The sequence below is a fragment of the Amorphus suaedae genome (assembly GCF_053629675.1).
In genome coordinates, this window is record NZ_JBRJIT010000002.1 from 567,157 (window position 1) to 593,839 (window position 26,683).

General features: G+C 69.1%; 24 protein-coding genes and 1 pseudogene. 14 read left to right on the plus strand and 11 right to left on the minus strand.

Features of this window, described 5'->3' with window-relative positions; genetic code table 11:
- Positions 1 to 6 precede the first annotated feature (6 nt).
- The 4 genes and pseudogenes from AB7M35_RS16340 to AB7M35_RS16355 all read right to left on the minus strand — a co-directional run bounded on the left by AB7M35_RS16340 (position 7) and on the right by AB7M35_RS16355 (position 3,254).
- Positions 7 to 486 (minus strand): NAD(P) transhydrogenase subunit alpha, encoded by a 480-nt coding sequence (locus tag AB7M35_RS16340; RefSeq protein WP_453961425.1) that lies wholly within the window; start codon positions 484 to 486, stop codon positions 7 to 9.
- Entirely contained in the window at positions 483 to 1,652 is a 1,170-nt protein-coding gene (locus tag AB7M35_RS16345) for a Re/Si-specific NAD(P)(+) transhydrogenase subunit alpha (RefSeq protein WP_453961426.1), read from the minus strand. The genes AB7M35_RS16340 and AB7M35_RS16345 overlap by 4 nt, the downstream gene beginning before the upstream one ends.
- A 227-nt stretch (positions 1,653 to 1,879) precedes the next feature.
- Positions 1,880 to 1,987: pseudogene (locus AB7M35_RS16350) on the minus strand (aa3-type cytochrome c oxidase subunit IV); the annotation flags it as partial.
- A 322-nt stretch (positions 1,988 to 2,309) separates the two neighbouring features.
- Positions 2,310 to 3,254 (minus strand): LysR family transcriptional regulator, encoded by a 945-nt coding sequence (locus AB7M35_RS16355; protein ID WP_453961427.1) that lies wholly within the window; start codon positions 3,252 to 3,254, stop codon positions 2,310 to 2,312.
- Between the two features lie 218 nt (positions 3,255 to 3,472).
- On the opposite strand from AB7M35_RS16355, the gene AB7M35_RS16360 reads away from it, so the two are divergent.
- The 12 genes from AB7M35_RS16360 (at position 3,473) to AB7M35_RS16415 (ending at position 17,968) form a co-directional block, all read left to right on the plus strand.
- On the plus strand, positions 3,473 to 4,969 hold the full coding sequence (locus AB7M35_RS16360; protein ID WP_453961428.1) for an FAD-linked oxidase C-terminal domain-containing protein: 1,497 nt from the start codon (positions 3,473 to 3,475) through the stop codon (positions 4,967 to 4,969).
- A gap of 7 nt (positions 4,970 to 4,976) precedes the next feature.
- Positions 4,977 to 6,197 carry a glycolate oxidase subunit GlcE gene (gene glcE, locus AB7M35_RS16365; RefSeq protein WP_453961429.1) on the plus strand — a complete coding sequence of 407 codons (1,221 nt, stop codon included), beginning with the start codon at positions 4,977 to 4,979 and terminating at the stop codon, positions 6,195 to 6,197.
- 83 nt (positions 6,198 to 6,280) lie between these two features.
- Positions 6,281 to 6,655 (plus strand): DUF4870 family protein, encoded by a 375-nt coding sequence (locus AB7M35_RS16370; protein ID WP_453961430.1) that lies wholly within the window; start codon positions 6,281 to 6,283, stop codon positions 6,653 to 6,655.
- 50 nt (positions 6,656 to 6,705) lie between these two features.
- On the plus strand, positions 6,706 to 8,100 hold the full coding sequence (gene glcF, locus AB7M35_RS16375) for a glycolate oxidase subunit GlcF (RefSeq protein WP_453961431.1): 1,395 nt from the start codon (positions 6,706 to 6,708) through the stop codon (positions 8,098 to 8,100).
- Between the two features lie 50 nt (positions 8,101 to 8,150).
- Positions 8,151 to 9,293 (plus strand): lytic transglycosylase domain-containing protein, encoded by a 1,143-nt coding sequence (locus AB7M35_RS16380; protein ID WP_453961432.1) that lies wholly within the window; start codon positions 8,151 to 8,153, stop codon positions 9,291 to 9,293.
- 187 nt (positions 9,294 to 9,480) lie between these two features.
- The gene (locus AB7M35_RS16385) at positions 9,481 to 10,782 is read left to right on the plus strand and encodes a M24 family metallopeptidase (RefSeq protein WP_453961433.1); all 1,302 of its coding nucleotides are present in this window, start codon (positions 9,481 to 9,483) and stop codon (positions 10,780 to 10,782) included.
- A gap of 34 nt (positions 10,783 to 10,816) precedes the next feature.
- A complete protein-coding gene (locus AB7M35_RS16390) occupies positions 10,817 to 11,854 on the plus strand; it encodes a thiamine pyrophosphate-dependent dehydrogenase E1 component subunit alpha (protein WP_453961434.1) in 1,038 nt (345 codons plus the stop codon).
- A complete protein-coding gene (locus AB7M35_RS16395) occupies positions 11,842 to 12,819 on the plus strand; it encodes an alpha-ketoacid dehydrogenase subunit beta (RefSeq protein WP_453961435.1) in 978 nt (325 codons plus the stop codon). The genes AB7M35_RS16390 and AB7M35_RS16395 overlap by 13 nt, the downstream gene beginning before the upstream one ends.
- Positions 12,820 to 12,912: 93 nt before the next feature.
- The gene (locus tag AB7M35_RS16400) at positions 12,913 to 14,364 is read left to right on the plus strand and encodes an NAD-dependent succinate-semialdehyde dehydrogenase (RefSeq protein WP_453961436.1); all 1,452 of its coding nucleotides are present in this window, start codon (positions 12,913 to 12,915) and stop codon (positions 14,362 to 14,364) included.
- A gap of 31 nt (positions 14,365 to 14,395) precedes the next feature.
- The gene (locus tag AB7M35_RS16405) at positions 14,396 to 15,781 is read left to right on the plus strand and encodes a dihydrolipoamide acetyltransferase family protein (RefSeq protein WP_453961437.1); all 1,386 of its coding nucleotides are present in this window, start codon (positions 14,396 to 14,398) and stop codon (positions 15,779 to 15,781) included.
- A gap of 10 nt (positions 15,782 to 15,791) precedes the next feature.
- Complete coding sequence (locus tag AB7M35_RS16410; protein ID WP_453961438.1) at positions 15,792 to 17,369, plus strand: phytoene desaturase family protein; 1,578 nt, start codon at positions 15,792 to 15,794, stop codon at positions 17,367 to 17,369.
- A gap of 161 nt (positions 17,370 to 17,530) precedes the next feature.
- Positions 17,531 to 17,968 (plus strand): GFA family protein, encoded by a 438-nt coding sequence (locus AB7M35_RS16415; RefSeq protein ID WP_453961439.1) that lies wholly within the window; start codon positions 17,531 to 17,533, stop codon positions 17,966 to 17,968.
- A gap of 106 nt (positions 17,969 to 18,074) precedes the next feature.
- Here AB7M35_RS16415 and AB7M35_RS16420 read toward each other — a convergent pair whose 3' ends face one another.
- On the minus strand, positions 18,075 to 19,211 hold the full coding sequence (locus AB7M35_RS16420) for a LacI family DNA-binding transcriptional regulator (RefSeq protein ID WP_453961440.1): 1,137 nt from the start codon (positions 19,209 to 19,211) through the stop codon (positions 18,075 to 18,077).
- Positions 19,212 to 19,659: 448 nt separating this feature from the next.
- Between AB7M35_RS16420 and AB7M35_RS16425 the strand changes: the two genes are divergently transcribed.
- A complete protein-coding gene (locus tag AB7M35_RS16425; RefSeq protein ID WP_453962555.1) occupies positions 19,660 to 20,634 on the plus strand; it encodes an NAD(P)-dependent oxidoreductase in 975 nt (324 codons plus the stop codon).
- A 98-nt stretch (positions 20,635 to 20,732) separates the two neighbouring features.
- On the opposite strand, the gene AB7M35_RS16430 is transcribed toward AB7M35_RS16425, so the two are convergent.
- Positions 20,733 to 21,554 (minus strand): alpha/beta fold hydrolase, encoded by an 822-nt coding sequence (locus AB7M35_RS16430; RefSeq protein WP_453961441.1) that lies wholly within the window; start codon positions 21,552 to 21,554, stop codon positions 20,733 to 20,735.
- 254 nt (positions 21,555 to 21,808) lie between these two features.
- Here AB7M35_RS16430 and AB7M35_RS16435 point away from each other — a divergent pair, with 254 nt between their 5' ends.
- On the plus strand, positions 21,809 to 22,267 hold the full coding sequence (locus AB7M35_RS16435) for a MarR family winged helix-turn-helix transcriptional regulator (RefSeq protein WP_453961442.1): 459 nt from the start codon (positions 21,809 to 21,811) through the stop codon (positions 22,265 to 22,267).
- Positions 22,268 to 22,426: 159 nt separating this feature from the next.
- On the opposite strand, the gene AB7M35_RS16440 is transcribed toward AB7M35_RS16435, so the two are convergent.
- Genes AB7M35_RS16440 through AB7M35_RS16460 form a run of 5 tightly spaced genes read right to left on the minus strand, consistent with a single transcriptional unit; the run spans position 22,427 to position 26,644 of the window.
- Positions 22,427 to 23,209: a glutathione S-transferase family protein gene (locus AB7M35_RS16440; protein WP_453961443.1), complete on the minus strand. Its 783-nt coding sequence runs from the start codon at positions 23,207 to 23,209 to the stop codon at positions 22,427 to 22,429.
- A 9-nt stretch (positions 23,210 to 23,218) separates the two neighbouring features.
- Positions 23,219 to 24,268, minus strand: coding sequence for a branched-chain amino acid ABC transporter permease (locus AB7M35_RS16445; RefSeq protein ID WP_453961444.1), 1,050 nt, complete (start codon positions 24,266 to 24,268; stop codon positions 23,219 to 23,221).
- On the minus strand, positions 24,261 to 25,139 hold the full coding sequence (locus AB7M35_RS16450) for a branched-chain amino acid ABC transporter permease (protein WP_453961445.1): 879 nt from the start codon (positions 25,137 to 25,139) through the stop codon (positions 24,261 to 24,263). Before AB7M35_RS16450 ends, AB7M35_RS16445 begins: the two co-directional genes overlap by 8 nt.
- 10 nt (positions 25,140 to 25,149) lie before the next feature.
- Positions 25,150 to 25,884, minus strand: a complete 735-nt coding sequence (locus tag AB7M35_RS16455; RefSeq protein WP_453961446.1) for an ABC transporter ATP-binding protein — start codon at positions 25,882 to 25,884, stop codon at positions 25,150 to 25,152.
- Positions 25,877 to 26,644: an ABC transporter ATP-binding protein gene (locus AB7M35_RS16460; RefSeq protein ID WP_453961447.1), complete on the minus strand. Its 768-nt coding sequence runs from the start codon at positions 26,642 to 26,644 to the stop codon at positions 25,877 to 25,879. Before AB7M35_RS16460 ends, AB7M35_RS16455 begins: the two co-directional genes overlap by 8 nt.
- Positions 26,645 to 26,683 lie beyond the last annotated feature (39 nt).

The following is a 26,683-nucleotide window of genomic DNA, read 5'->3' on the forward strand; positions in this document are numbered from 1 at the left end:
TTCCCCTCACTTCTGCTTCTTCTTGTACATGGCGAGCATGCGGCTGGTGACGAGGAAGCCGCCGAAGATGTTCACGCTGGCCATGACGAGTGCGAGAAAGCCGAAGATGCGGGCCCAGACCGCGCCGTCGGAGGCGGACAGGTCGATGCCGACCGCCAGCAGCGCGCCGACCACGATGACGCTCGAGATGGCGTTGGTCACCGACATCAGCGGGGTGTGGAGCGCAGGCGTCACCGACCACACCACGTAATAGCCGACGAAGATCGCCAGCACGAAGATCGACAGGCGGAAGACGAACGGGTCGATCACGCCGCCGGTGGCGGTGTGGGCGATGGCGGCGAGGCCGTCGGCCATGCCGTCGGGCGCCGCGAAGAGCTGGGCCTCGGCGGCGCGCGCGGCGGCGTCGGCGGCGTCGGCCGCCTGACGCGCGACCTCGGCTGCCGAGCGGGCCTGGTCGACGAGGTTCTGCGTTACGGGATCGCTCATTCCTGGCCCCCTTCTTCATGCCCTTCGGTGGCGGGCTTCGGCGCGAAATTCGGATGCACGATGCGTCCGTCGCGGGTCAGCGCCGTCGCCTTCACGAGTTCGTCGTCCCAGTTGATGGCGAACGCCTTGGTCTCCTTGTCGACCATCACGCCGTCGACGAAGGTCAACAGGTTCTTGGCGTAGAGGAGCGAGGCGGAGGCGGCGATGCGGCCGGGCAGGTTGCGGTAGCCGATGACGCGGGCCGGACCGACCTGGACGATCTGGTCGGCCTCGGCGCCCTCGACGTTGCCGCCGCGCTCGACCGCCATGTCGACGATCACCGAGCCGGGCTTCATCGCCTCGATCATGGCGCGGGTGATGAGCCGGGGAGCCGGACGGCCGGGGATCAGCGCCGTGGTGATGACGATGTCCTGCTTGGCGATGTGCTCGGCGACGAGCTCGGCCTGCTTGCGCCGGTACTCCTCCGACATCTCCTTGGCGTAGCCGCCGGCGGTCTCGGCCGCGCGGAACTCGTCGTCCTCGACGGCGACGAACTTGGCGCCGAGCGAGGCGACCTGCTCCTTGGCGGCCGGGCGGACGTCGGTGGCGGTCACCACGCCGCCGAGGCGGCGGGCGGTGGCGATCGCCTGCAGGCCGGCGACCCCGGCGCCCATGACGAAGATGCGGGCGGCGGGCACGGTGCCGGCCGCGGTCATCATCATCGGGATGGCGCGGTCGAAGGTCGCCGCCGCCTCGATCACCGCCTGGTAGCCGCCGAGGTTCGCCTGGCTCGACAGCACGTCCATCGACTGGGCGCGGGTGATGCGGGGCATCAGCTCCATGGAGAAGGCGGTCAGGCCGCGGTCGGCCATGTGCTGCAGCGCGCCCTCGTTGCCGTAGGGGTCCATGATCGAGACGACCGTGGCGCCCTGCCGGATCTGGTCGATCAGCTCGCCCGACGGGCGCTGGACGGTGAGGACGAGATCGGTGTCGCGCACGGCGTCGGCGCTGGAGCCGACGATCTCCGCGCCGGCTTCCGCGAAGGCGGCGTCCGGAATGCGGGAGCGCTCGCCGGCTCCGCTGGCGACCATCACCGTGGCGCCGAGACCGGCCAGCCGTTTCACCGTGTCAGGTGTCGCCGCAACCCGCGGTTCCTGATCCCCCTCGCGCGGGACGCCTATGCGCATGCGTGTCCTCCCATTGATGTCGTAGATGACCGACCGCACGGGACGCCGCGCCGATGGCGCGACCGCCCGGTGACGGCGGCGGCGTTCGGGACCAGCGGTCAGGCCGGGCGCGCGCAGGCCGCGCCGGGCGTTGCTGGTCCGCAGTCATGTCGAGGGGCCGGACGCGGTGCTCCCCAAGCCCCGCATCGGCGCCGATCCGCCTTCCGGCCGTCCGGTCAGGTCAGGAAGAAGCCCATCAGCGCCAGCAGGATGGCGAGGCCGACGATGCTCCACTTCACCAGCTTGGTGAATCCGGCATAGGTCCGCTCGTGCTCGTGATAGTCCATGGAGGTCATGTGACCTTCATCGTGCAGCAGGGGCGCAGTGCCAGCGGGATGGTGAGCCATGATGTTCCTCGATATCCAGACGCGCGTATTCGTGGGCTTTGTAACCGCGGACGGGGCGCGGGGCAACGCGCCGCGGCGCTGAATTGCGTTTTACGCAATCGATTGCACACAGGGGAGGCCCGATTTTCCCGGAAGCGACACCCTGCCGGCGGCCGGTCGGGCCGATCCGCAGGCGCCGGGCGGCGCGCACCGGCGCGAATTCGGGAGCCTTTCCTGTGGATCGGGGCCGAGGGTGCCCTGGTGGGACGCCGCAGCCGCGGCGCTCGCGGCGTCAGCGGGCGACGCGCTCGCCGGCACGCTCCGCCAGCACGCCGGCCAGTCCGTCGTCCCAGTAGGGGGTGGGCGCGTAGATGTCGGCCAGGAAGTCGATGAACAGCCGCACCTTCGCCGGCAGGAAGCGGCGCGTCGGATAGATCGCGTAGACGCCGACCCGGTCGGAGGCCTGGTAGGCGGGCAGCACGATCTTCAGCCGGCCCGCCGCCAGCTCCGGGCCGACGTCCCAGGTCGAGCGGAGCGCGATGCCGAGGCCGGCGAGCAGCGTCTCGCGCACCACCTCGCTGGAGTTGGTGGACAGCGGCGCGGCCGGGCGCACGCTCACCGGTCCGTCGGGACCCTCCAGGCGCCAGGGGATCTGCTGCTGCGCGGCGAGGCAGACATGGTCGGCCAGCTCGTCGATGGTGGCGGGCTCGCCGTGCCGGTCCAGATAGGCGGGGGCGGCGCACAGCACCCGGTAGACCGGGGCGAGGCGCTTGGCGACCAGGCTGGAATCGGTCAGCGCCGCGATGCGGATCGCCAGGTCGTAGCCGTCGGCGACGATGTCGACGAACTCGTCGCTGAGGACGAGGTTGATCTGCAGGTCGCGGTGGGCCTCGATGAAGCGGCCGAGATGCGGGGCGATGTGCATCCGCCCGAACGAGGTGGGGGCGCTGACCTTGAGCGTCCCGCGCGCCATGGTGGAGCGGCGGGTGACGAAGGCCTCGGCCTCCTCGATCGACGCCAGGATGGCGACCACGTGCTCGTAGTAGCCCTGGCCGGCCTCGGTGAGGGCGAGCTGTCGCGTGGTGCGCTGGAGCAGGCGCGTGCCGAGCCGGGTTTCCAGCCGGCGGATGCGCTTGGAGATCACCGCGGGCGACAGCCCCATTTCCCGACCGGCGGCCGACATCGACCCGGCGCCCACCACCCGGGCGAATATTTCCATGTCTGTGATGTCGCTCATCGAGTGGTATCAGTAGGCAACAGGAGGGATCGGCCGGGCGAAGGGCGAACATCTGGCTCGGTTGATGGAGCGAGAATCACGCAATTTGAGGTAGATTTGAGACGGTGCGCAGTAGCACGCCCGCAGCGATCTGCCCAACGAATTGCAGGCACCCTCCGGTCGCGGGGGACAGGGAACGGGGCGGGCCGCGCAAGACGGCAACCCCAGGGGAGGAGCCGATGAGTGGTCTGGCCATGCCGCGCCCGAGCGAGGCGACGCTCCAGCGGCGCGCGGCGATCGTCGCGGCGCTCCGGGAGATCGTCCCCGACGAGGGAGTGATCGCCGACGACCTGGAGATGCGCGCCTACGAATCCGACGGGCTCACCGCCTATCGCCAGATGCCGCTGGTGGTGGTGCTGCCGGAGACCGTCGAGCAGGTCAGCCGGATTCTCGCCTATTGCCACGCGCATGACGTGAAAGTGGTGCCGCGCGGCGCCGGCACGTCGCTTTCGGGGGGCGCGCTGCCGCTCGCCGACGGCGTGCTTCTTTCGATGATGAAGTTCAACCGGGTTCTCGACGTCGACTTCGACGCCCGCACCGCGACGGTCCAGCCGGGCGTCACCAACCTCGCGGTGACCCAGGCCGTGCAGCACCGCGGCTTCTACTACGCCCCCGATCCGTCCTCGCAGATCGCCTGCTCGATCGGCGGCAACGTGGCGGAGAACTCCGGCGGCGTGCATTGCCTCAAGTACGGGCTCACCACCAACAACGTGCTGGGCCTGGAGATGGTGCTGATCACCGGCGAGGTGATCCGCCTGGGCGGCAAGCATCTCGACAGCGGCGGCTACGACATGCTCGCCATGATGGTCGGGTCGGAGGGGCTGCTGGCCGTGGTCACCGAGGTGACGGTGCGGATCCTGCGGGCGCCGGAGACGGCCCGCGCGCTGCTCATCGGTTTCCACAGCAGCGAAGCGGCCGGGGCCTGCGTGGCGGAGATCATCGCGGCCGGGATCATCCCGGCGGGAATGGAGATGATGGACCGGCCCGCCATCCTCGCGGCGGAGGATTTCGTCCACGCGGGCTATCCCCGGGAGGCGGAGGCCCTGTTGATCGTCGAGCTTGATGGTCCCGGGGTCGAAGTTGATCATCTCATCTCGGATATAGAAGGCCGTGCCCGAAACAACAGCGCATTCCACATCCGGATTTCATCTTCCGAGGAGGAGCGAGCAAAGTTCTGGGCCGGCCGAAAAGCAGCCTTCCCGGCTGTCGGTCGTGTCTCCCCCGACTACTATTGTATGGATGGAACCATTCCCCGCAAGTCGCTTCCGCTCGTTCTGCGCCGGATGCGCGAGTTATCCGACGAATATGGCCTTCGGGTCGCCAACGTATTTCATGCCGGAGACGGGAATCTTCATCCGCTGATTCTTTACGATGCCAACAAAGAAGGGGAACTAGAGCGCGCCGAAGCATTCGGAAGCGCCATTCTGACCTTGTGCGTCGAGGTCGGCGGATGCCTGACGGGCGAGCACGGCGTCGGCGTTGAAAAGCGCGACCTGATGCCGACGATGTTCACCGAGGACGACCTGAAGCAGCAGCAGCGGGTGAAGTGCGCCTTCGACGAGAAGCATCTTCTCAACCCCGGCAAGGTGTTTCCGGTGCTGCACCGGTGCGCCGAACTCGGACGGATGCACGTCCACGCCGGCGCGCTGCCGTTTCCCGACATTCCCCGGTTCTGAGGACGGCATGAGCGAACGGCTGAAACCTGCGACCGCGGACGAGGTGCGCGACTGCGTCGCCTGGGCGGTGTCGGCGCGCGAGCCGCTGGAGGTGGTGGGCCTCGGCACCAAGCGCGCCATTGGCCGGCCGGTGCAGTCCGGCCACACCCTCGACCTGTCGGGGCTGGACGGGATCGTCGCCTACGAGCCGGAGGAGCTCGTGCTGACGGTGCGGGCGGGGACGTCGCTCGCCACCGTGGAGGCGGCGCTCGCGGACGGCGGGCAGGAATTCGCGTTCGAGCCGATCGACTATTCGGTGCTGCTCGGAACCGGCGCCGGGCCGGGGACCGTGGGCGGCATGCTGGCGGCGAACCTCGCCGGACCGCGCCGGATCAAGGCGGGCGCGGCGCGCGACCATATCCTCGGCCTTCATGCGGTGTCGGGCCGGGGCGAAATCTTCAAGGCCGGCGGGCGGGTGGTGAAGAACGTCACCGGCTACGACCTGGCGCGCGGGCTCGCCGGCTCCTGGGGCACGCTGGCGGTGTCGACGGAGCTGACCTTCAAGGTGCTGCCGCGCGGCGAGACGACGGCCACCGTGTGCGTCGCCGGTCTCGACGACGCCGCCGCCCTCAAGGCGATGGCGGCGGCGCTCGGCTCGTCCTGCGACGTGTCCGGGGCCGCCCATCTGCCGGCGGGCGTCGCCGGGTCGGTCGGCGAGGGAGACACGGCGGGGGCGTCGGTCACCGCCCTGCGGCTGGAGGGCTTCGCGCCCTCGGTCCGGGCGAGGACCGAGGCGCTCCGTGCGCTGCTGGACGGGCTCGGTCCGCTCGAGACGCTTGATCCGGACCGATCGCACGCCTTCTGGCGCGACGTGCGCGACTGCCGGCCCTTCGCCAACGGATCCGCGCAGGCGGTGTGGCGGGTGTCGGTCGCGCCGACCGCCGGCGCCGCCGTCGTCGCGGCGCTGTCGGCGATCCGGCCGCTGAGGGCCTTCTACGACTGGGGCGGCGGGCTGGTGTGGCTCGAGACGGCCGCCGAGGGCGATGCCGGCGCGGCCGAGCTGCGGCGGACGATCGCGGCGCACGGCGGCGGACACGCGACGCTGATCCGGGCGGGGTCGGCGCTGCGCGCGTCGGTGCCGGTGTTCGAGCCGGAGGCGCCGGGCCTGGCCGCGCTGTCGCGGCGCCTGAAGGCGCAGTTCGATCCGGAGGCCGTGCTCAACCCCGGGAGGATGCTCATCGGGCTTTGATCGCGGAGCGAGATGGGCGAAGGTCGGGCGGACGGAACCGGCGGCCGGCTGGAAGCGGCCGCAGAGTGAAGGGGAGCGACTTGATGAGTGATCCTATCGTGTCGGGCGGACCGGCGGAGCCGGGCATCTTCGATCCGGGCCGGGCCAACGTGCAGCTGGTCTATGGCCTGTATCTGGCGAGCTTCGTCACCGGGATCACCGCGGTCATCGGGGTGATCCTTGCCCACATGAATCGCGGCAAGGCCACCGGCTGGGTCGAGAGCCACTACGTCTATGCGATCCGCACCTTCTGGATCGGCATCCTCTACGGGGTGATCGCCGCGGTGCTGGCGATCGTCGTCATCGGCGTGTTCATCGGGCTCGCCGCCGCGGTGTGGTTCATCGTGCGCTGCGTGAAGGGCCTGATCGCCGCGGGCAACCGCGAGGCCATCGCCAACCCCACGACCTGGTGGATCTGAACAGTCCGTAGCCGGCGCCCGGACGGCGGGGGCAGCGTGGAAGAGCCGAGATGCAGACGCATTTTTCCCTGGCCCAGCTCGCCGACCCCGCCACCGCGCACTCCGAGCAGATCCTGCGCAAGTGCGTGCATTGTGGGTTCTGCACCGCCACCTGTCCGACCTTCCTGCTGCTCGGCGACGAACTCGACAGCCCGCGCGGCCGCATCTACCTGATCAAGGACATGCTGGAGGCCGGCCGGCCTGCGACGCAGCAGGTGGTCAAGCACATCGACCGCTGCCTGTCGTGCCTCTCGTGCATGACGACGTGCCCGTCCAGCGTGAACTACATGCACCTGGTCGACCACGCGCGGGCCTACATCGAGGACACCTACGCGCGTCCCTGGCACGACCGGATGCTGCGGCGGATGCTGGCGGCGATCCTGCCCTATCCCGAGCGCTTCCGCTGGGCGATGCGGCTGTCGGCGCTGGGCCGCCCGCTCGCGCCATTGCTGACCAAGGGGCCGGCCGCGCGGCTGGGCGCGATGCTGCGGCTCGCACCCGCCTCGGTACCGCCGGCCGAGCGGCCGGCCCGTCCGCACGTGGTGGCGGCATCGGGACCGCGCCGCAAGCGCGTCGCGCTGATGACCGGCTGCGTCCAGTCGGTGATCGCTCCGGACATCAACGCGGCCGCGATCCGGCTGCTCGCCCGCGCCGGCGTGGAGGTGGTGCTGCCCAAGGGGGAGGGCTGCTGCGGCGCGCTGGTCCACCACATGGGCCGCGAGGACGACGCCCGCGCCGCCGCCCGAGCCAACATCGACGCCTGGTGGCACGAGATCGCGCACGAAGGGCTGGACGCCATCGCGATCACCGCGTCGGGCTGCGGCACCACGGTGAAGGACTACGCCCACCTGCTCGCCGAAGATCCGGACTACGCGGAGCGGGCCAATGAGGTCGCGGCGCGCGCGCGGGACATTTCCGAGGTGCTGGCCGGTCTCGACCTCGGGCCGCCGGAGCGGCGGAGCGGGGCCCTGGTCGCCTACCATTCGGCGTGCTCGATGCAGCACGGCCAGCAGATCAAGACCGAGCCCCGGGCGCTTCTGGCGGGCGCCGGCTTCCAGGTGACGGAGGTGCCGGAGGGGCACATCTGCTGCGGCTCGGCCGGCGTCTACAACATTCTCCAGCCGGACCTCGCCGGCCGGCTCAAGCAGCGCAAGGTGGCCAACATCGACCGCACCGGCGCCGACCTGGTGGCGACCGGCAACATCGGCTGCATCACCCAGATCGCATCGGGCGGCGCGCGGCCGATCCTGCACACGGTGGAACTCCTCGACTGGGTGTATGGCGGTCCGCTGCCCCGCGCGCTCGCCGGGCGGGCCGAGCGCCTGAAGGAAGCGGATCCGACGCCGGGGCTGGTCGAGGGCGCCGATCCGACGCGCCAGGGCGTCGACGTCATCGCCACGCCCTGAAGGCGGGTTAGATCGCGCCAGGGCCCAGCTTCAGGACCATCGACCGACCCATGCGCGCCGCCGTCGTCCTTCTCGTTCTTCTCGCCGTGTCGGCCGCGGCCGGCCGGGCGGCGCCTGCCATCGCCGCGCCGGACGACCGCGACCGGCTGGTGCGGGTCGACGACGGTCTGACGCCGGCTACCGGCGCCGACGAGCCGGAGGCCGCGGCCGCCGAGGACGACGACCCGGCGGCCGAACTCGCGGCCCTGTGCGATCTCCTGGTCACGGCGGCGGACACCCATGCGGTCCCGCCGGAATTCTTCATCCGGCTGATCTGGAAGGAGAGCCGGTTCAATCCCAACGCGCTGAGCCCGAAAGGCGCCCAGGGCATCGCCCAGTTCATGCCGGGCACGGCGCGCGCCCGGGGGCTCAAGAAGCCGTTCGACCCGGCCGAGGCGCTGCCGGCGTCGGCGGCGTTCCTGAAGGCGCTGTTCGACAGGTTCGGCCACTGGGGGCTGGCGGCGATGGCCTACAACGCCGGCGAGACCCGGGTCGACGGCTACCTCGGCGGCGGGTTCCTGCCCTACGAGACCCGCGACTACGTCTACGCCATCACCGGCCGGTCGGCGGAGTTCTGGCGGGCGCGGCGGGCCCGCGAGATCGAGCGCGCGGCGCGCGAGGAGACGCTCAATCCGCATCCGCCGTCCGACCCGGTCGCGCCCGCCGTGGCGAAGCCCGACGACCCGCCGCCGGCGGAAGGCGGGGGGATCGTGCGCGTGGCCTTTGCCGGCGGGGTGGTGCCCCACGCGGGAGCGGCGGCGGAGATCGACGATCTCGAACCCGTGCTGCCGCCGCGTCCGCGCCCGGAGGACCTGGAGGGCCGACCGGTCGATTGCACGGCGCTGGTGACCACCCTCGGCAAGGCCCGCACATCGCCGCGGCCGCCGGGGGGAGGCGGCTGGGCGCCGTGGGGTGCGCAGCTTGCCGGCCACATGAACCCGTCGGTCGCCATGCGCCAGTTCGAGCGCGTCCGGGGGCGCATGCCGGGCGACCTGCGCGGCACGCCGCCGGTGGTGATCGCCAAGCGGATCCCCGGCATGGGGCGTCGGGCGGTGCACGCCGTGCAGCTCGGCGCCTCGTCGCGATCGGGCGCGCAGGCGCTCTGCCGACGCATCGGCGCGGCCGGCGTGCCGTGCGTGGTGGTGCGCAACTGAGCGGCTCCCGGGCGCGCCCGCAGCGGGATTGACACCTCCGGCGCGGGCAAGTAACGATCTCTGCAATCGATTGCATTTCGGGTTGCGAATTGTCGAGAATGGACATCCGCGGCCTTGCGCGCCCCGCTCCCGCGGGTCGACACTCGCCAGATGGGCCGACCAGAGCCCGAGCGTATCGGAGGAGACCATGACCAACATCATCACCCCGGCCCGTGGCGCCGGCATCGATTCCCTCGATCCGCACTGGAACTGGAAGCGGGCGATCCCGTCGCCCGGCCACACGAGCGTGGACTTCGAACGCCGCGTCGACTTCGACCGGCTGCGCGACTACCGGCTGACCCGGGCGCGCCAGGCGCTCAAGGAGTCCGGCTGCGGCGCGCTGCTGCTCTTCGACGTCAACAACATCCGCTACGTGTCGGGCACCAAGATCGGCGAGTGGGAGCGCGACAAGCTCTGCCGCTTCGCGCTGCTGGCCGGCGACAACGACCCGATCGTCTGGGACTTCGGCTCCGCCGCCGTGCATCACAAGATGTATTGCGACTGGTTCCCGGAGGACAACTGGCGCGCCGGCGTGCTCGGCATGCGCGGCACCATCCCGCCGTCGTTCGGCCTGATGAAGATGCACTCGGAGGAGATCATGGATCTCCTGCGCCAGGCGGGCGTGGCCGACCAGCCGGTGGGCGTCGACCTCGCCGAGACGGCGATGATGTTCGCGCTGCAGGAAGCCGGCATGAAGATCGTCGACGGCCAGCAGATCATGCTCGGCGCGCGCGAGATCAAGAACATCGACGAGATCGTGCTCCTGAACCAGGCGGCCGCCATGGTCGATGGCGTCTACCACATGATCTACGAGGAGCTAAAGCCGGGCGTCCGCGAGAACGACATCGTCGCGAAGGCCAACAAGATGCTCTACGAGATGGGTTCGGACGACGTCGAGGCGATCAACGCGATCTCCGGCGAGCGCTGCAACCCGCACCCGCACAACTTCACCGACCGTCTGCTGCGCCCGGGCGACCAGGCCTTCTTCGACATCCTGCAGTCCTACCAGGGCTACCGGACCTGCTACTACCGGACCTTCAACGTGGGCCGGGCGACGGACGTCCAGTACGACGCCTACAAGAAGTGCCGCGAGTGGCTCGACAAGGCCATCGCGATGATCAAGCCGGGCGTGTCGACCGACAAGGTCGCCGAGGTGTGGCCGAAGGCCGAGGAGTTCGGCTTCCCGAGCGAACTCGCCGCGTTCGGCCTGCAGTTCGGCCACGGTCTCGGCCTGGCGCTGCACGAGCGGCCGATCATCTCCCGCCTCGTCTCCCTGGAGAATCCCATGGAGATCAAGACGGGCATGGTGTTCGCGCTGGAGACCTACTGCCCGGCGACCGACGGCTTCTCCGCCGCGCGCATCGAGGAAGAGGTGGTGGTCACCGACACCGGCTGCCGCGTGATCACCCACTTCCCGTCCGAAGAGCTGCCGATCGCCAACCGCTACTGAGCGCGATCATCCGCAAAGAGAGGGAGGATCCGTGGTGAACGCACGGACCAGACGTTCGGCCAAGTCCGCGCCAGCGGCGGCCAGGAACGACGACATCGGCGAGGACGTGCGCCTCGCCCTTTACCGAAGCCAGGTGGAGATCCGCGACTGCGAGCAGCGGGCCTACGATCTCTTCCTGCAGAACCTGGTGAAGGGCACCAGCCATCTGGCGCTCGGCCAGGAGGCGATCGCCGCCGGCTTCGCCACCGCCATGAAGCCGGGCGACAAGAGCCTGTGCACCTACCGCGGCCATCACCACACGCTGGCCCGCGGCGTGCCCATGGAGAAGATGCTCGGCGAGCTGATGCAGCGCGACAACGGGCTGATGCGCGGCAAGGGCGGCTCGATGCACCTCGGCTCCGAGGAGCACGGAGTGCTCGGCTCCTACGCCATCATCGGCGCGCACCTGCCAATCGCCTGCGGCTCGGCGCTCCGCGCCCAGTACAACGGCGACGACGACGTGACCGTCTGCTTCTTCGGTGACGGCACCACCAACATCGGCGCCTTCCACGAGGCGCTGAACTTCGCCGTCGTGTGGAAGCTGCCGGTGGTCTTCGTGTGCGAGAACAATCTCTACATGGAGTACACGCCGATCGGCGACGTGACGGCGGTGGAACACCCCGCCGCCGACCGGGCGGCGGCCTACGGCCTGCCGTCGATCATCGTCGACGGCAACGACGCCGACGCGGTCTACCGGGTGGCCCAGGAGGCGTACGCCAAGGCGCGCGCCGGCGATGGCCCCTCGCTGATCGAGTGCAAGACCTACCGCCACTCCGGCCACTCGCGCGCCGACCCGGCCAAGTACCGGCCGGAAGGCGAGCTGGAGAAGTGGAAGGAGCACGATCCGATCAAGCTCTACCGGAAGCGCCTGCTCGAGTTCGGCGTGTCGGAAGACCAGATCAAGGCGATCGAGGCGGAATCCAAGGCGAAGGTCGAGGAGGCCACGGAGCTCTGCAAGGCGGCGCCGTTGCCGCCGGAAGAGATCCTGTTCACCGATGTATACGCGGATGGGAAGTGGTCATGGCGGAACTGACATATCGCGACGCGGTCGCGCGCGGCATCGCCCAGGAACTCGAACGGGACGACAGCGTCATCTTCTTCGGCGAGGATGTCGCCAAGGCGGGCGGCGTGTTCAAGGCGACCGTCGGGCTCTACGAGAAGTTCGGCCCGAAGCGGGTGCGTGACTGCCCGATCTCCGAGCAGGCCATCCTCGGCGCGGCCATGGGCGCGGCGATGACCGGCATGCGGCCGATCGCCGAGATCATGTTCTCCGACTTCATGGCGGTCTGCTTCGACTACGTGGCGAACGAGTTCCCGAAGGTGCGCTACATGTCGGCCGGCCAGTTCGGTTGCCCGCTGGTGGTGCGCACCGCCAACGGGGCGGGCTCGCGCTTCGGGGCGCAGCATTCCCAGTCGATCGAGAACTGGGCGATGATGATCCCCGGCCTGAAGGTGGTGGCGCCGTCGACGCCGGTGGACGTGGTCGGGCTTCTGGCCGCGGCCGTGCGCGATCCGGACCCGGTGATCTTCTTCGAGCACAAGTCGCTCTACGCCACCAAGGGCGAGGTGCCCGACGGCGAGATCATCGACACGCTCGGAACGGCGAAGATCGTCCGGCCCGGCAAGGACGCGACGATCCTGGCGCTGGCGCTGATGGTGCCGCGGGCGCTCGCCGCGGCCGAGGAGCTGGCCGAGAAGCACGGCATCGACGCGGAGGTCATCGACCTGCGCTCGCTGGTGCCGCTCGACACCCAGACGATCCTCGCCTCGGTGGAGAAGACCGGCCGGCTGTTCACGGTGGAGGAAAATCCGCGGCTGTGCGGATGGGGCGCGGAAATCGCCTCGATCGTCGCCGACGAGGCCTTCTGGGATCTCGACGGCCCGATCGTGCGCATCACCACGCCGCACATTCCGCTGCCGGCGGCCGACAATCTCGAGGACATCGTTCTGCCGACGGTGCCGCGTATCGTCGAGACGGTTCGCACCTCGCTCGGCTGAGCGGGGCGGGGCGACGGGGCAGCAGCATCGGATCCGCCCGGCCATGACCGGCCTTGGGCCGGCACCGGCGGATCGAACAAGGGAGGATATCCCGTGGACAAGAACCTGATGGTCGACGTGCCGACCGACATGTACATCGGCGGCACCTGGCGCGAGGCCTCCGACGGCAACCGCTTCGACGTCTACAACCCGGCCACCGAGACGGTGATCGCGTCGGTCGCCAGCGGCACCGTCGAGGATGCCAAGGCGGCGGTCGACGCCGCCGATGCGGCATTCGCCGACTGGGCCGGCCGCAAGCCGCGCGAGCGCGCCGAGATCCTGCGCCGCGCCTTCGATCTGATCATGGCCGACAAGGACCGGCTCGCCCGGCTGATCACGCTGGAGAACGGCAAGGCGCTGCCGGATTCCCAGAGCGAGATTGCCTACGCCGCGGAGTTCTTCCGCTGGTACGCCGAGGAGGCCGTGCGCAACATCGGCGACGTGATGCGCTCGCCGACCACCGGCGCCCGGATCCTCGTCCACCACAAGCCGGCCGGCATCGGCGTGCTGGTGACGCCGTGGAACTATCCGGCCGCCATGGGCACCCGCAAGATCGGTCCGGCGCTCGCCGCCGGCTGCCCGGTCATCATCAAGCCGGCGTCGGAAACGCCGCTGACGATGCTGGCGCTGATGCCGATCCTGGAGGAGGCGGGCGTTCCCAAGGGCGTCGTCAACGTGCTGCCGTCGCGCCGCTCCGGCGCCGTCGCCGACGCCATGCTGGGCGATCCGCGGGTGCGCGTCGTGTCGTTCACCGGCTCCACCGAGGTCGGCCGCACGCTGCTCGAGAGCGCAGCCCGCAACATCGTCAATCCGGCGATGGAGCTCGGCGGCAACGCGCCGTTCATCGTCCGCCAGGACGCCGACATCGACGCCGCCGTCGAGGGCGCGATCCTCGCCAAGATGCGCAATCTCGGCGAGGCCTGCACCGCGGCCAACCGCTTCCTCGTCCATGACGACGTGTTCGACGAGTTCGCGGAGAAGCTCACCGCGAAGATGGGCGCCATGAAGATGGGCAACGGGCTGGAGGACGGTGTCGTCGTCGGCTCGCTGGTCAACAAGTCGACGCTGGAGAAGGTCGTGTCGCTGGTCGAGGACGCCACCTCGAAGGGCGCCAAGGCGACGACCGGCGGCAAGGCGCTGGGCGGCACGGGATACTTCTATCCGCCGACCGTGCTGACCGACGTCAGCGACGACGCGGACCTGCTGAAGGAAGAGATCTTCGGGCCGGTGGCGGCGCTGCAGCGCTACTCCGACGACGAGGACCTGGTCCGGCGCGCCAACGACACCGAGTACGGCCTCGTCGCCTACCTGTTCACCCGCGACGTGCCCAGGGGCCTTGCGCTCGCCGAGCGGCTGGACTTCGGCATGGTCGGCCTCAACCGCGGCCTGGTCTCCGATCCGGCCGCGCCGTTCGGCGGCATGAAGCAGTCGGGCATCGGCCGCGAGGGCGGCCACGAAGGGCTGATGGAGTTCCTCGAGACCCAGTACGTCTCGCTGGAATGGTGAGCCCAAGAAGACCAAGGACCGGGAGTTCGCCATGGATGTCTTGATGCCCCAGATCGGCGAGACGGTGACCGAGGGCACCATCTCGACCTGGTTCAAATCGGTCGGCGACCAGGTGGCGCCCGGCGACAACCTGTTCGAGATCGAGACCGACAAGGTCGCGATGGAGGTCCAGGCGACCGAGGGCGGCGTGCTGCTGGCGATCCACGTGGGCGACGGCGAGACCGCGCCGGTCGGCGCCGTGCTCGGCGTGATCGGCGAGGCGGGCACCAAGGTGGAGGCGCCGGCCAAGAAGGCCGAGGCTCCCGCCAAGGAGGAGAAGAAGGTCGAGGCGAAGGCCGAACCGGAGGCGAAGCCCGTGCCGGCCGCGGCGAAGTCATCCAACGGCGCGACCCCGCCCAAGCGGAGCGCGCCGACCGGCCCGGCCGAGGAGCGGCTCGATCCGTTCCGCCCGGTGCGGGCGCCGGAGGCCTCCTACGGGCCGGTCGACGGTCCCGACGGCGTGAAGCTCACGCCGCTGGCGCGCCGGCTGATCCAGCAGAACGGCATCGACCTGTCGGCCATCGCCGGCCGTGCCCAGGGCAAGCGCATCTCCAAGAAGGACGTGCTGGCCGCGATGGAGCAGGGCGTCGGCAAGGCGCAGGGCTCGCGCGGCGCGGAGGCGCGCGGACCGGCGCCGGTGCAGGCGCCTCCGGTCTCCCGCCAGGAGGGCGACGAGGTGGTGGCGTTCAACCGCATCCGCCGGACGACCGCCAAGGCGCTGGGTGGGGTGTGGCAGTCGATGCCGCACGTCAGCCAGGGCATCGAGATCGACTTCACCGCCGTCGACAAGGCGCGCAAGGCCGCCAAGGCCTCCTTCACGGAGCGCCATGGCATCTCGCTGACCTTCCTGCCGTTCCTGGCGCGCGCCGTCGCGCTGGCGCTGGCGGACTTCCCGAAGGTGAACGCCGCCTATTCCGACGAAGGGCTGATCGTGCGCCGCTCGATCAATCTCGGCATCGCCATCGATCTGTCCCACGACGGCCTCGTGGTGCCGGTGCTGCGCAACGTCGACGACCTGTCGCTCACCGGGCTGGCGCGCCAGCTCGACCGGCTGGTGAAGCGGGCGCGCGCCGGCGAGCTCGGCGCCGACGACTTCGACGGCGCCACCTACGCCATCACCAACAACGGCTCGTTCGGCACCACCTTCACGACGCCGATCATCAACCCGGGCAACGCGGCCATCCTGTCGATGGACGCGATCGCCAAGAAGCCGGTGGTGATGACGGTCGACGGGTTCGACGTCATCGTGCCGCGGCCGGTTGGCATGCTGGTGCAGAGCTTCGACCACCGGGCCTTCGACGGCGCCTATTCCGCGGCCTACCTGTCGCGGCTGAAGGAGCTTCTCGAAGAGCGCGACTGGTCGGCGGAACTCGGATAGGACCCGCGAGATGGCCGGCACCGGAGAGTTCGACGTCGTCGTCGCGGGTGCCGGCCACAACAGCCTGATCACGGCCGCCTATCTCGCCAAGGCGGGGCTTTCCTGCCTGGTGCTGGAGGGACGCGACGCCGTCGGCGGCAACACCGCCACCGACGAGGTGACGCTGCCCGGCTTCCGCCACGACACCTGCTCCACCGCCCACAACCTGATCCAGTCGAGCCCGATCCTGCGGGATCACGAGCTGCCGCTCGCCGACTACGGGCTCACCTACATCCTGCCCGACCCGGTCGTGCACATGCCGTTTCCCGACGGCAGCTCCATCACCCAGTGGCGCGACATAGAGCGCACCGCGGCGGAGTTCGCGCGGTTCTCCGAAAGCGACGCCGCCGCCTACCGTCGGCTGATCGCCGACTACGCGGAGGTGGCGCCGGTCTTCTCCGCGGCGAGCTACACGCCGATCGGCTTCGGCCCGTCGCTGGCCGAGCGCCTCGCCGACCATCCGGACGGGGCGGTCTGGCAGCGGCGCATCGCGCTGTCGGCCTGGGACATCATCCGGGGCAGTTTCGAGCACGAGCGTTCGCGCGCCTTCCTGCTCTGGATGGCGATGATGACGATGGTGCCGCCCGAGCAGGCGATGTCGGGGCGGCTCGCCTATTCGCTGGTGGCGGGGCGCCAGAAGTGGAGCTGGACGCTGCCGGAGGGCGGGTCCGCGGCGCTGCCCGACGCGCTCGCCCGCTACATCGAGGCGAACGGCGGCGCGATCCGCACCGGGTCGTGGGTGAAGCGGTTGATTGTCGAGGGCGGCCGCTGCGTCGGGGTGGAATGCGCCGACGGGTCGGTGCACCGGGCGCGCAAGGCCGTCGTCTCGACGATCCACGTCAAGGACCTGGTCGGCATGGCGGCCGAGGAGGCCTGGCCGCGCCCCTTCAAGGAGGCGGTCGACAGCTGGCAGAGCGGCATCGCCATGTTCGCCGCGCACTATGCGACCCGCGCGCCGCTCGCGTTCGACGTGCACGGGGAGACCCTCACGCCGTCGGCCGTCGGCATCATGCCGAGCGTCGACCGGGCGCTGCAGGTCGGATCCGACGTGGCGCGGGGGAGGGTGAACCTCGACGACCCGCCGCTGCTGGTGATGTGCTCCACCAGCGTCGATCCTTCGCGCGCGCCGGCGGGCCACCACACGGTCAAGGTCGTCGGCTTCCACCCGTACGACATCGAGGGCGGGGCGGCGCGCTGGGACGGGATCAAGGAAGAGGTGGCGGCCACCAATCTGCGGCAACTGCAGCGGTTCGTGCCGGGACTGACCGACGAGACGATCCTCGCCCACCACGTGAAGAGCCCGCTCGACCTGGAACGCCTCAACCCGCACAACTGGCACGGCTCCTGCCACGGCGGCGCGCAGATCCCGGCGCAGGCGGGCGCGCTCAGGCCAGCGGCGGGCTGGGCCCAGCACCGCATGCCCATCCCGGGCCTCTACCAGACCGGCGCCACCACACATCCCGGCGGCTCGGTCTCCGGCGGCCCGGGCCGCAACGCCGCCATGGTGCTGCTGTCGGATCTGGGGGTCGCGTTCCCGGCCGGGCGCTAAGCGGCCGGTCCGCGCCGGAAAATCCGCGTCCGCCGCGCGGAGATTTGAAAAAATCTGTCGCCTTTTGTTCGAGATGGCCCGATAGCATTCGCATAATCCCGATTTTCGGGATTGGGGCGGTTCGGCCTCGCGCATCATGCGAGGTGGTTCGGGAGATCTCAATGACAGACGGCTTCACCGGCGGGTGTGCCTGCGGCGACGTGCGCTACGCGTGCAGCGAGGCGCCGCGGCTCGTCGGCCACTGCCACTGCGAGGATTGTCGGCGCTCCAGCGGCACTGGCCACACCACCCATGTGATCGTCGATGAAGCCGCGTTTCAGCTCACCGGGGTGGTCTCCACCTTCGAGCGGGTGGGCGACAGCGGCGAGGCGGTGACGCGCAGCTTCTGCCCGCGCTGCGGCTCGCCGATCCATGCGCGCTATGCCGTCCGCGAGGGACTGGTGCACATCCGCGCCTCCAGCGTCGACGACGCGTCGCTGCTGGCGCCGGGCCTGATCGTCTACGCGAGCCGGCAGCTTGAGTGGGACGTGATGGATCCGTCGCTCCCCGCCTTCCCGGAAATGGCCTCCGACAGCGCCCGCGCCCTTCTGGAGGCGTGAGCGGATAGCCGTGGGGCCGTTGCCCCGACCGGCCGCGCCGACCGCAGGACCGTCCTCCCGTCGCGATGTCGGACGGCGAGGCAGCACCCCCGGGCGCCTGGACCTGCTAGCCCTCGATGTCGCTGCTTCTCAGGCCCGCGCCCGTTCCCTCCTCGACGGGAGGCAGGGCGGGACGCGCTCCGCCGCGCGCCACGAAGGCCTCGGTGCGGGGCGTGGCCGGCGGCGCCACGGTGCTGCCGCGCGGCACCAGCTCCACGTCCAGCACCTCGTGCACTGCCGGAAGCGAGGCGCGATCGGCGCCGAGGCGCTCCAGGATGATCTGCCCCGCCCGGCGGCCGGCCTCGTAGGTCTGGATGCGCACGGTGGTGAGCGGCGGCGTCAGGAGATCGGTGAACGGCATGTCGTTGTAGCCGGTGACCGACACGTCCTCCGGCACCCTCAGCCCGCGGCTCGCCAGCGCCCGCATGGCGCCGATCGCCAGCCGGTCGTTGGCGGTGATCACGGCGGTGAAGGGAATGCCGCGGTCGATCAGGTCGAGGCAGGCGTCCTGGCCCTCGTCCTCGTTGAAGGCGCTGGCGAAGGCGATCAGGTCGCGCCAGTGGCGCAGCCGGTGCTTCTTGGCGGCGCGGCAGAAGCCGTAATAGCGGAACAGGCCCGTCGACAGGCGCTGCGGGCCGGCGAGGTGGGCGATGGTGCGGTGGCCGAGGTCGACGACATGCTGGACGGCGAGCGCGATGCCGCCGGTCTCGTCGTTAACAACGTAGGACACCCGCTCGTCGTCGATCATCCGGTTCACGGTGACCACCGGCGCGCCGTCCTGCATGACCTGCACGATGGCGTCGTCCTGGCGCTGGGCGCTGGCGAGGATCAGGCCGTCGACGCCGCGCGCGCGCATCACGTCGATGAGGGCGCGCTCCTTCGCCGGATCGCTGTCGGTGTTGGCGATGATCGCCACGTAGCCCTGCTCGGCGAGGGTGTCCTCGATGCCGCGCAGGATCGGCGGGAAGATCATGTTGGTGATGTCGGGCACCAGCACGCCGATGGTCATCGACTGCTGGGTGCGGAGGCTGGAGGCGATCGAGTTCGGCCGGTACTGGAGCTCGTTGGCAATGCGGGTGATGCGCTCGGCCAGCGAATCGGTGATCAGGTGGCGCGACTTCGGATCGAGCGCGCGCGAGACGGTCGAGGCGTGCACCCCGGCCGCGGCGGCCACATCCTTCAGTTTCACCCTGACTTTCGCCATCGTCCGTCCTCGCCTCCGTCGCGCGGCGACGCATCGTTGACACGACCATCATGAATAGCACGGCGGCCGCCGCTGCGGAATCGCGCGGAAAACGATTTCGGCAAGGGGTTGCCGCGCATGCGAAGGCCATGGGGCGGCCGGATGCGGTTGCAATCCCGCTCCCGATATGGCACCCATATGCAAACGATTGCATAACCGGCCCGCCGACGTTTGCACCCTGCTGCGACGGCAAGCCGGCAAACGGTTTCGGACGTCCGGACAAGCCGGCGGCCGCGCCGGGGCAACGAGGAGGAAACGATGGGGCTGGAGGCGAAGGCGCGGGCGCGCGCCAGGCTTTCGAAGGCGTGGCGGGGCTCGCAGGGCCCGGCCGCTCCCCGCCCGTCGGTGCGCCGCTCCCCGCTGCCCGCAACCCGCACACACCAACATCCCGCGAAAGGACCCGCTCATGATGGACAATAAGCATTCGCTCGGCTGGATCGGCATGGGCCGGATGGGCTACCCGATGGCGGAACGGCTGTTGAAGGCCGGCAATTCCGTCCACATCTGGAACCGCACCCGCTCGAAGGCCGAACCGCTGGCCCAGAAGGGGGCGACCCTCGTCGACCGCCCGGCCGATCTCGCCGGGGTGGATGTGCTGTTCACCATGGTCTCCACCGGCGCCGACCTCGAGCACGTCTATTTCGGCCCGGACGGGGTCGTTTCCGGCGCCAACGGCAAGCTGCCGAAGATCTTCGTCGACTGCTCGTCGATCGCCCTGGAGGAATCGGAAGACATCCGCGCCCGGCTCGCCGAGCACGGCTCCCAGTTCGTCGCGGCACCGGTGTCCGGCAACGGCAAGTGCGTGAAGGCGGGCAAGCTGAGCGTCGTGGCGTCCGGGCCCGAGGACGCCTTCACGGCGGTGAAGCCCTATCTCGACGCGCTGGCCGGCCGCGGCGTCTCCTACGTCGGCGACGGCGAGCTCGCCCGCATCTGCAAGATCGCCCACAACGTCATGCTCGGCGTGGTCATCCAGAACCTCATCGAGATCACGCTGCTGGCCGAGAAGGCCGGCGTGCCGCGCCACGCCTTCCTCGACTTCATGAACAACAGCGTGATGGGGTCGGTGTTCACCCGCTACAAGTCGAACGCGCTGGTCAACCTGGACTGGACGACGACGTTCACGCCCTACCTGCTGCGCAAGGACCTCGACCTGGGCCTGGCTTCGGGCCGCGAGCTGGGCGTGCCGATGCCGGTGACGGTGGCGACCCGCGAGGCGCTGCAGAACCACTTCGGCATGGCGCACCTGAAGGGCGATGCCGAAGCCTATCTCGCCAAGGACTTCACCACGCTGCTCGAAACCCATGCTCAGTACGCGGGCATGACGCTGGAGAGCGAGAACGTTCCGGTGCCGACCGGCCTCGAGGTCGAGGAAGGCAAGGGCTGATACGCCCGTCCGCGCGATTGCGCGCGGGATCCTGAAACGGCCCGGGGCACCGATGGGCGCCCCGGGCTGTCTCGTGATTTGGGGGTGGATCGCGGTTCTCAGCCCTCGATGAAGGCAAGCACGTCCCTGTTGAAGCGGTCGGCCTCGATCTGCGCGAGGCCGTGGGAGCTCCCCTCGTAGATCTTCAGTTCGGCGCCTTCGACGATCCGGGCCGCCTTCAGCGCCGACGCCGCGATGGGGACGATCTGGTCGTCGTCACCATGAACCAGCAGGGTCGGCCGGTCGAACTTCTTCAGATCCTCGGTGTAGTCGACCTCCGAGAACTCGTGGATGCAGTCGTACTGGCCCTTGATGCCGCCCTGCATCCCCATCCGCCAGAAGCTGTGGCGCAGGCCGTCGTTCTCCTCCACGCCGTCCCGGTTGAAGCCGTAGAACGGCGTCGTCAGACCCAGATAGAAGTTCGAGCGGTCGAGGGCGGTGCCCTTGCGGATTCCGTCGAAGGCGTCGATCGGCGTGCCTTCCGGGTTGCCCTCGGTCTTCAGCATCAACGGGGGCACCGCGCCGACGAGCACGACCTTGGCGACGCGCGCCGTTCCGTGCCGGCCGATGTAGCGGGCGACCTCGCCGCCGCCGGTCGAGTGGCCGATCATGATCATGTCGGTGAGGTCGAGATGCTCGATCAGCTCGGCCAGATCGTCGGCGTACTGATCCATCGTGTTGCCGTCCCACGGCTGCGCCGAGCGGCCGTGGCCGCGGCGGTCGTGGGCGATGACCCGGTAGCCGTTCTGGCCGAAGAACAGCATCTGCGCGTCCCAGGCATCGCCGCTCAGCGGCCATCCGTGGGAAAAGACGATCGGCTGACCGGCTCCCCAATCCCGGAAGAAGATTTCTGTGCCGTCGCTGGTGGTGAACGTTGCCATCGAAAGTCTCCATGTCTGGCCGTCCGGGATCATCCCGGGACCGGCGGATCGGTTCGTCCGAAGGGTGCTGTGACGGTGCGAAAGCGGGCCGTGGGCGCCGTTTCGAGCCGTGTTCTGCTCGGTGTCCATTTTGCATCGTGCGCGATTGAATCGAGCACGATTTTCTATATGCGGAGTCCGACGCGGAAGTCAAGCGCTTGCGATCTCATCGTGCACGATCTAAATTAAAGGGGCAAAGTGGAGACGATATCCGGATGACCCAGCCAACAGCCCTTCCGCAGACCCCCGACGTCGGGGACCTGCTCTGCTTCTCGATCTACTCCGCCCAGCACGCCTTCAATCAGGTCTACCGGCCGCTGCTCGAGCGGCTCGGGCTGACCTATCCGCAGTACCTGGTCATGATGGCGCTCTGGTCGGAGGACGGTCGGACCGTGAAGGAGCTGGGGAGCGCGCTTCGTCTGGAATCCAACACGCTCACCCCCCTTCTGAAGAGACTGGAAGGGCAGGGCTACGTCACGCGCACCCGCGACCCGAAGGACGAGCGACAGGTGCGCGTCCGCCTCACCGAAGAGGGGCGGGCGATGAGGGCGCCGGCGGCGGACGTGCCGCCATGCGTGTTCGATGCGGTGGGGATGGACGAGGCGGAGATGGCCGATCTGGTCAGGAAGATCTCGGCCTTGCGCGACCGGCTTGCGGACCGCGCCGGCGGTTAGTGCCCTCTTTCGGTCAGGTGGCATGGCCCGCGCGTTCAGCAACGGCTCCAGATGCAATCCCCTGAGCAACCGCTCTCCGTCCAGATCGCATCGATCCGAACGGGAGCTGTTGTGGCGGATCGCCTGAGCCGCGCGGCTGGTCAACCGTCGACGGGTTGGTCAGGCGCTGCGCTGCCGCTCCTCGCGCAGGCTGGCGAGGTGGGGATATTTCTCGGTGAGCAGCGAGCCCGGATAGTAGGTGACGCGGAACGCCGGATGGGCGCGGATGGCGTCGAGCCAGGTCGCGACATTCGGCCGGTCGGCCCAGTATCCGTGCAGGTTGATGTCGTCCATCCGCACGATCACCGGCATCAGCGAGATGTCGGCGAGGCTGATCTTCTCGCCGAGGAAGAAGGGTCCGCCGCTCTCGGAAATCCAGCTGTCCATGCGGGCGATGGTGCGGGCCAGCCGGTCCATCGCCGAGGCCATTTCCTCTTCCGGGAAGCCCGTCCGGCCCATCTTCAGGAGGAACTCCTTGCGCAGCGGCTTGGAGTTCGCCAGGGCCAGAAAGTCCTCCTCGCTCATCTGCTGGAAGTGCGGCAGGAAGGCGAGGTTGTAGGACGGCACCCGGATCGCCGGCGCCGGGATCTCGTCGATGTAGCGCAGCATCGAGCGCATCTTCGCGCGCTCGACCGGGTCTTCCGGCGTGAAGGCGCGGATGTCCGGCACCACCTCGTCGAGATATTCCATGATCACGGCGGAATCGATCACCGTCCGGCCGTCGTGGACGAGGCTGGGAACGACGCCGTTGGGGTTGATCGCCAGGTACTCGGGCTTCAGCTGGTCGCCGGAGAAGAGGTCGAGCTTGTGCTCCTCGAACGGCGTCTGCTTGGCGTTGAGCACGAACCGGACGCGCTGGCTGCAGGTCGACTGCGGGGCGTTGTAGAGAACGAAGTCGGTCATGCGTGGTCCTCAATCCCAATCCAGGAAGCGGGGCAGCCGGCCCTTCTGGGCAAGCGTGCCGACGACGCCGAGCGGAAAATACAGAAGCACCAGCACCATGATGAGGCCGGTGGCGAGGATGTTGATCTCGCTGGCGCCCATGGTGGCGGCGAAGAACTCGTTGAAGAGGACGATCAGCACGGCGCCGAGGATGGGCCCCGCCACCGTGCCCTTGCCGCCGATGATGCACATGAGGACCATGTAGGCGGCGACGAGGATGATCAGGAAGATGTTGGGCCGGAGGTAGGTGAGGTACTCGCCCCACACCGCGCCCGCCATGCCCACGAAGAAGGCCGACATGGCGAAGGCGGCGACCTTGTAGGCGGCGGTATTGATCCCGGCGCTTTCGGCCTTCACTTCGTCCTGGGAAATGGCGCGCAGGCCCAGCCCGAACTTCGAGTGCTTGATCTTGTAGCTGGCGACGACCGCCAGCACGGCGATCACCAGCATGGCGTAGTAATAGGGGACCTTGGCCCATCGCACGTCGAGGTCGGTGACGGGGAGCGTCACGCCGTTGGCGCCGCCGACGTAGCCCCAGTTGTCGAACAGGATGCGCACGATCATCAGCAGCGCGATCGACGAGATGATGAAGGTCGGCCCCCGCATCCGGAGCGTGATCATGCCGACGAGGACGCCGACCGCGGCCGCGACCAGGCCGGCCAGCGGCGCGGTGATCAGCGTGCTGACGCCCATCTTGGCGAGGATCATGCCGGAGACGTAGCCGCCGATGCAGTAGAACACGTTGTGGCCGAGCGACACGTAGCCCGTGTAGCCGCCGAGGATGTTCCAGCTCGCCGCCATGGCCACGTACATGAGCGTGTAGAGCGCCATGTGGAGATAGTAGTTGTTGTTGCCGACGAGCTGCATCGCGGGGAGCGCGATCAGCACGATGAGGAGGCCCGCGGCGAAGATCCACGACCGCCCCCGCGCGCCCGACCGGGTCAGGCCCGCGTTGTAGGCGCTTCGGGCCGTCAGAACGTCGGCGACGGCATCCGGGTTGCGGTTGGTCGTGTCAGACATGTTCGGGCTTCTCTCCGAAGAGACCTTGCGGCCGGACCAGAAGGATGGCGAAGAGCGCGACGAAGAAGGTCATGGTCGACCAGGTCGCGCCGGCGTAGGCGCCGACGAAGGCCGAGACCACCGCCAGCAGGAAGGCGGCGATCACCGTTCCCTGGACGGACCCCATGCCGCCGAGCACCACCAGCGACATCAGGATGGCGATCCATTCCCAGTGCTTGGCCGGGAAGAACGAGAACACGAATGACACCAGCGAGCCCGCCGCACCGGCGAGCCCCACGCCGATGCCGAACGAGATCAGCGAGACGAAGTTGACGTTGACGCCGAGGAGCTCCGCCGCAGCCCGGTTCTGGGCGGTGGCGCGGATCGCGTAGCCGAGGCGCGTGTAGCGCAGGAAGGCGATGAGCCCGAGGATGATGGCGATGGAGATGATGCCGGCGAAGAGCTGGCCCTTGGGAATGAAGATCTCGCCGAAAAAGAAGGCGTCGGTGGCATAGCCGGGCGAGGTCACCCGCTGGGTGTTGGCGAACATCGTGCCGAGCGCCCCGTCGACCACCATCGCCACCGCGAAGGTGAGCAGCACGGTCATCTCGGAGTACTTGGCGCTGCGCGCCTCCTTCTCGAAGACGAGCTTGTAGAGAATGATGCCGATCACGAAGAGCGCGGCGGCCGAGATCGGCAGCGACAGGATCGGATCGATGCCGAACAGCGTGAAGCACCAGTAGGAGATGAACGCGCCAGCGATGATCAGCGACGGGTGGGCGAGATTGACGATCCGCATGACGCCGAACACCAGCGACAGCCCGCACGCCATCAGCGCGTAGACGCCGCCGAGGCAGAGGCCGAGGATCAGGATCTGGAGAGTGTGTCCCATGTGCTGCTCCTCAGGCCGCCGCCGTGGTGTGGCCGCCGAGATAGAGTTCCTGGATCCGCGGATCGGTGAGGATCTCCCTGGCCGGCCCCTCGAACAGGGTGCGGCCGAGGTCGAGCACCACGCCCCAGTCGGAATTCTTCAGCCCCATCATGGCGTTCTGCTCGACGAGGAGGATCGTGGCGCCCTCGTCGCGCAGCATCTTCATGATGTCGAACATCTCCTGGACGATCTTCGGCGCCAGCCCGAGCGACGGCTCGTCCAGCATCACGATCTTCGGCCGCAGCAGCATCGCGCGGGCCATCGACAGGGTCTGCTGCTGGCCGCCGGACATGGTGCCGGCGTGCTGGTCGGCGCGTTCCTTCAGGATCGGGAAGCGCTCGAGCACCTCGTCGATGCGCCGCTGCAGTTCGGCGCGGTCGTTGAGGATGAAGCCGCCCATGCGCAGGTTCTCGCGCACGCTCATCTTGGGGAACAGTGCGCGCTCCTGGGGCACGAAGGCGATGCCCCGGCGCAGCACCTGGTCGGGCCGCAGGCCGGTGATGGACTCGCCCTCGAAGGTGATCTCGCCCTGGCGCGGCTTCAGGATGCCGACGATCGCCTTCAGGAGCGTCGACTTGCCGGCGCCGTTGGGGCCGATGATGCAGTGGATCTTGCCCGGCTCGACCGTCAGGTCGCTGCCGTTGAGGATGGCGGGGCCGGAGCCGTAGCCGGCAACGACACCGCTGACGCGCAGGAGCTCAGCCATGGGCCGTCTCCACCGTCGCGTCGTCGATCGACGTCGAGGCGCCGAGATAGGCCTCCAGCACCTCCGGGTTCGACTTGATCGCTTCCGGCGGGCCGTCGGCTATTACGCGCCCCTGGGCCATCACCACGATGTGCTCGCACAGGCTCATCACCAGTTCCATGTTGTGTTCGACGATGAGGATCGTCAGCCCGCGGGAATGCAGGGCCCGGATGTGGTCGACGATGTCTTCCAGCAGGCGCGGATTGACGCCGCCGGCCGGCTCGTCGAGGAGGATGATCTTGGGGTCGGACATCAGCAGCGCCGCGAAGTCCATCAGCTTGCGCTGGCCGTAGGAGAGGTTCCGCGCCTGTTCGTAGGCGATGCGGGTGATGCCCAGGAATTCGAGGATCTCTTCGGCCTTGGCGCGCTCGGCGGCGCTGATCGACGGACCGGCGAGACGGCGCAGGCCGTGGCTCGGAACCTGGACGCAGAGATTTTCGAGAACCGTCAGGTCTTCCAGGCTGCGGGTGATCTGGAACGTGCGCGACAGGCCGAGACGGGTGACCTGGTGCGGCTTCAGATGGTCGATGCGTTTGCCTTCCAGCCAGACCTCGCCGGACGTCGGCTGCATGGTCCGGCTGATGCAGTTGAAGGCGGTGGTCTTGCCGGCGCCGTTGGGCCCGATCAGCGCGGAAATCGACCCTTCCGCGATCTCGAAGCTGCATTGGTCGACGGCCCGGATGCCACCGAAATGCTTGCAGAGCCCTTCCACGCGCAACATGAACCTGATCTCTCCCGCTCGATATGCGTGCCTGCGGCC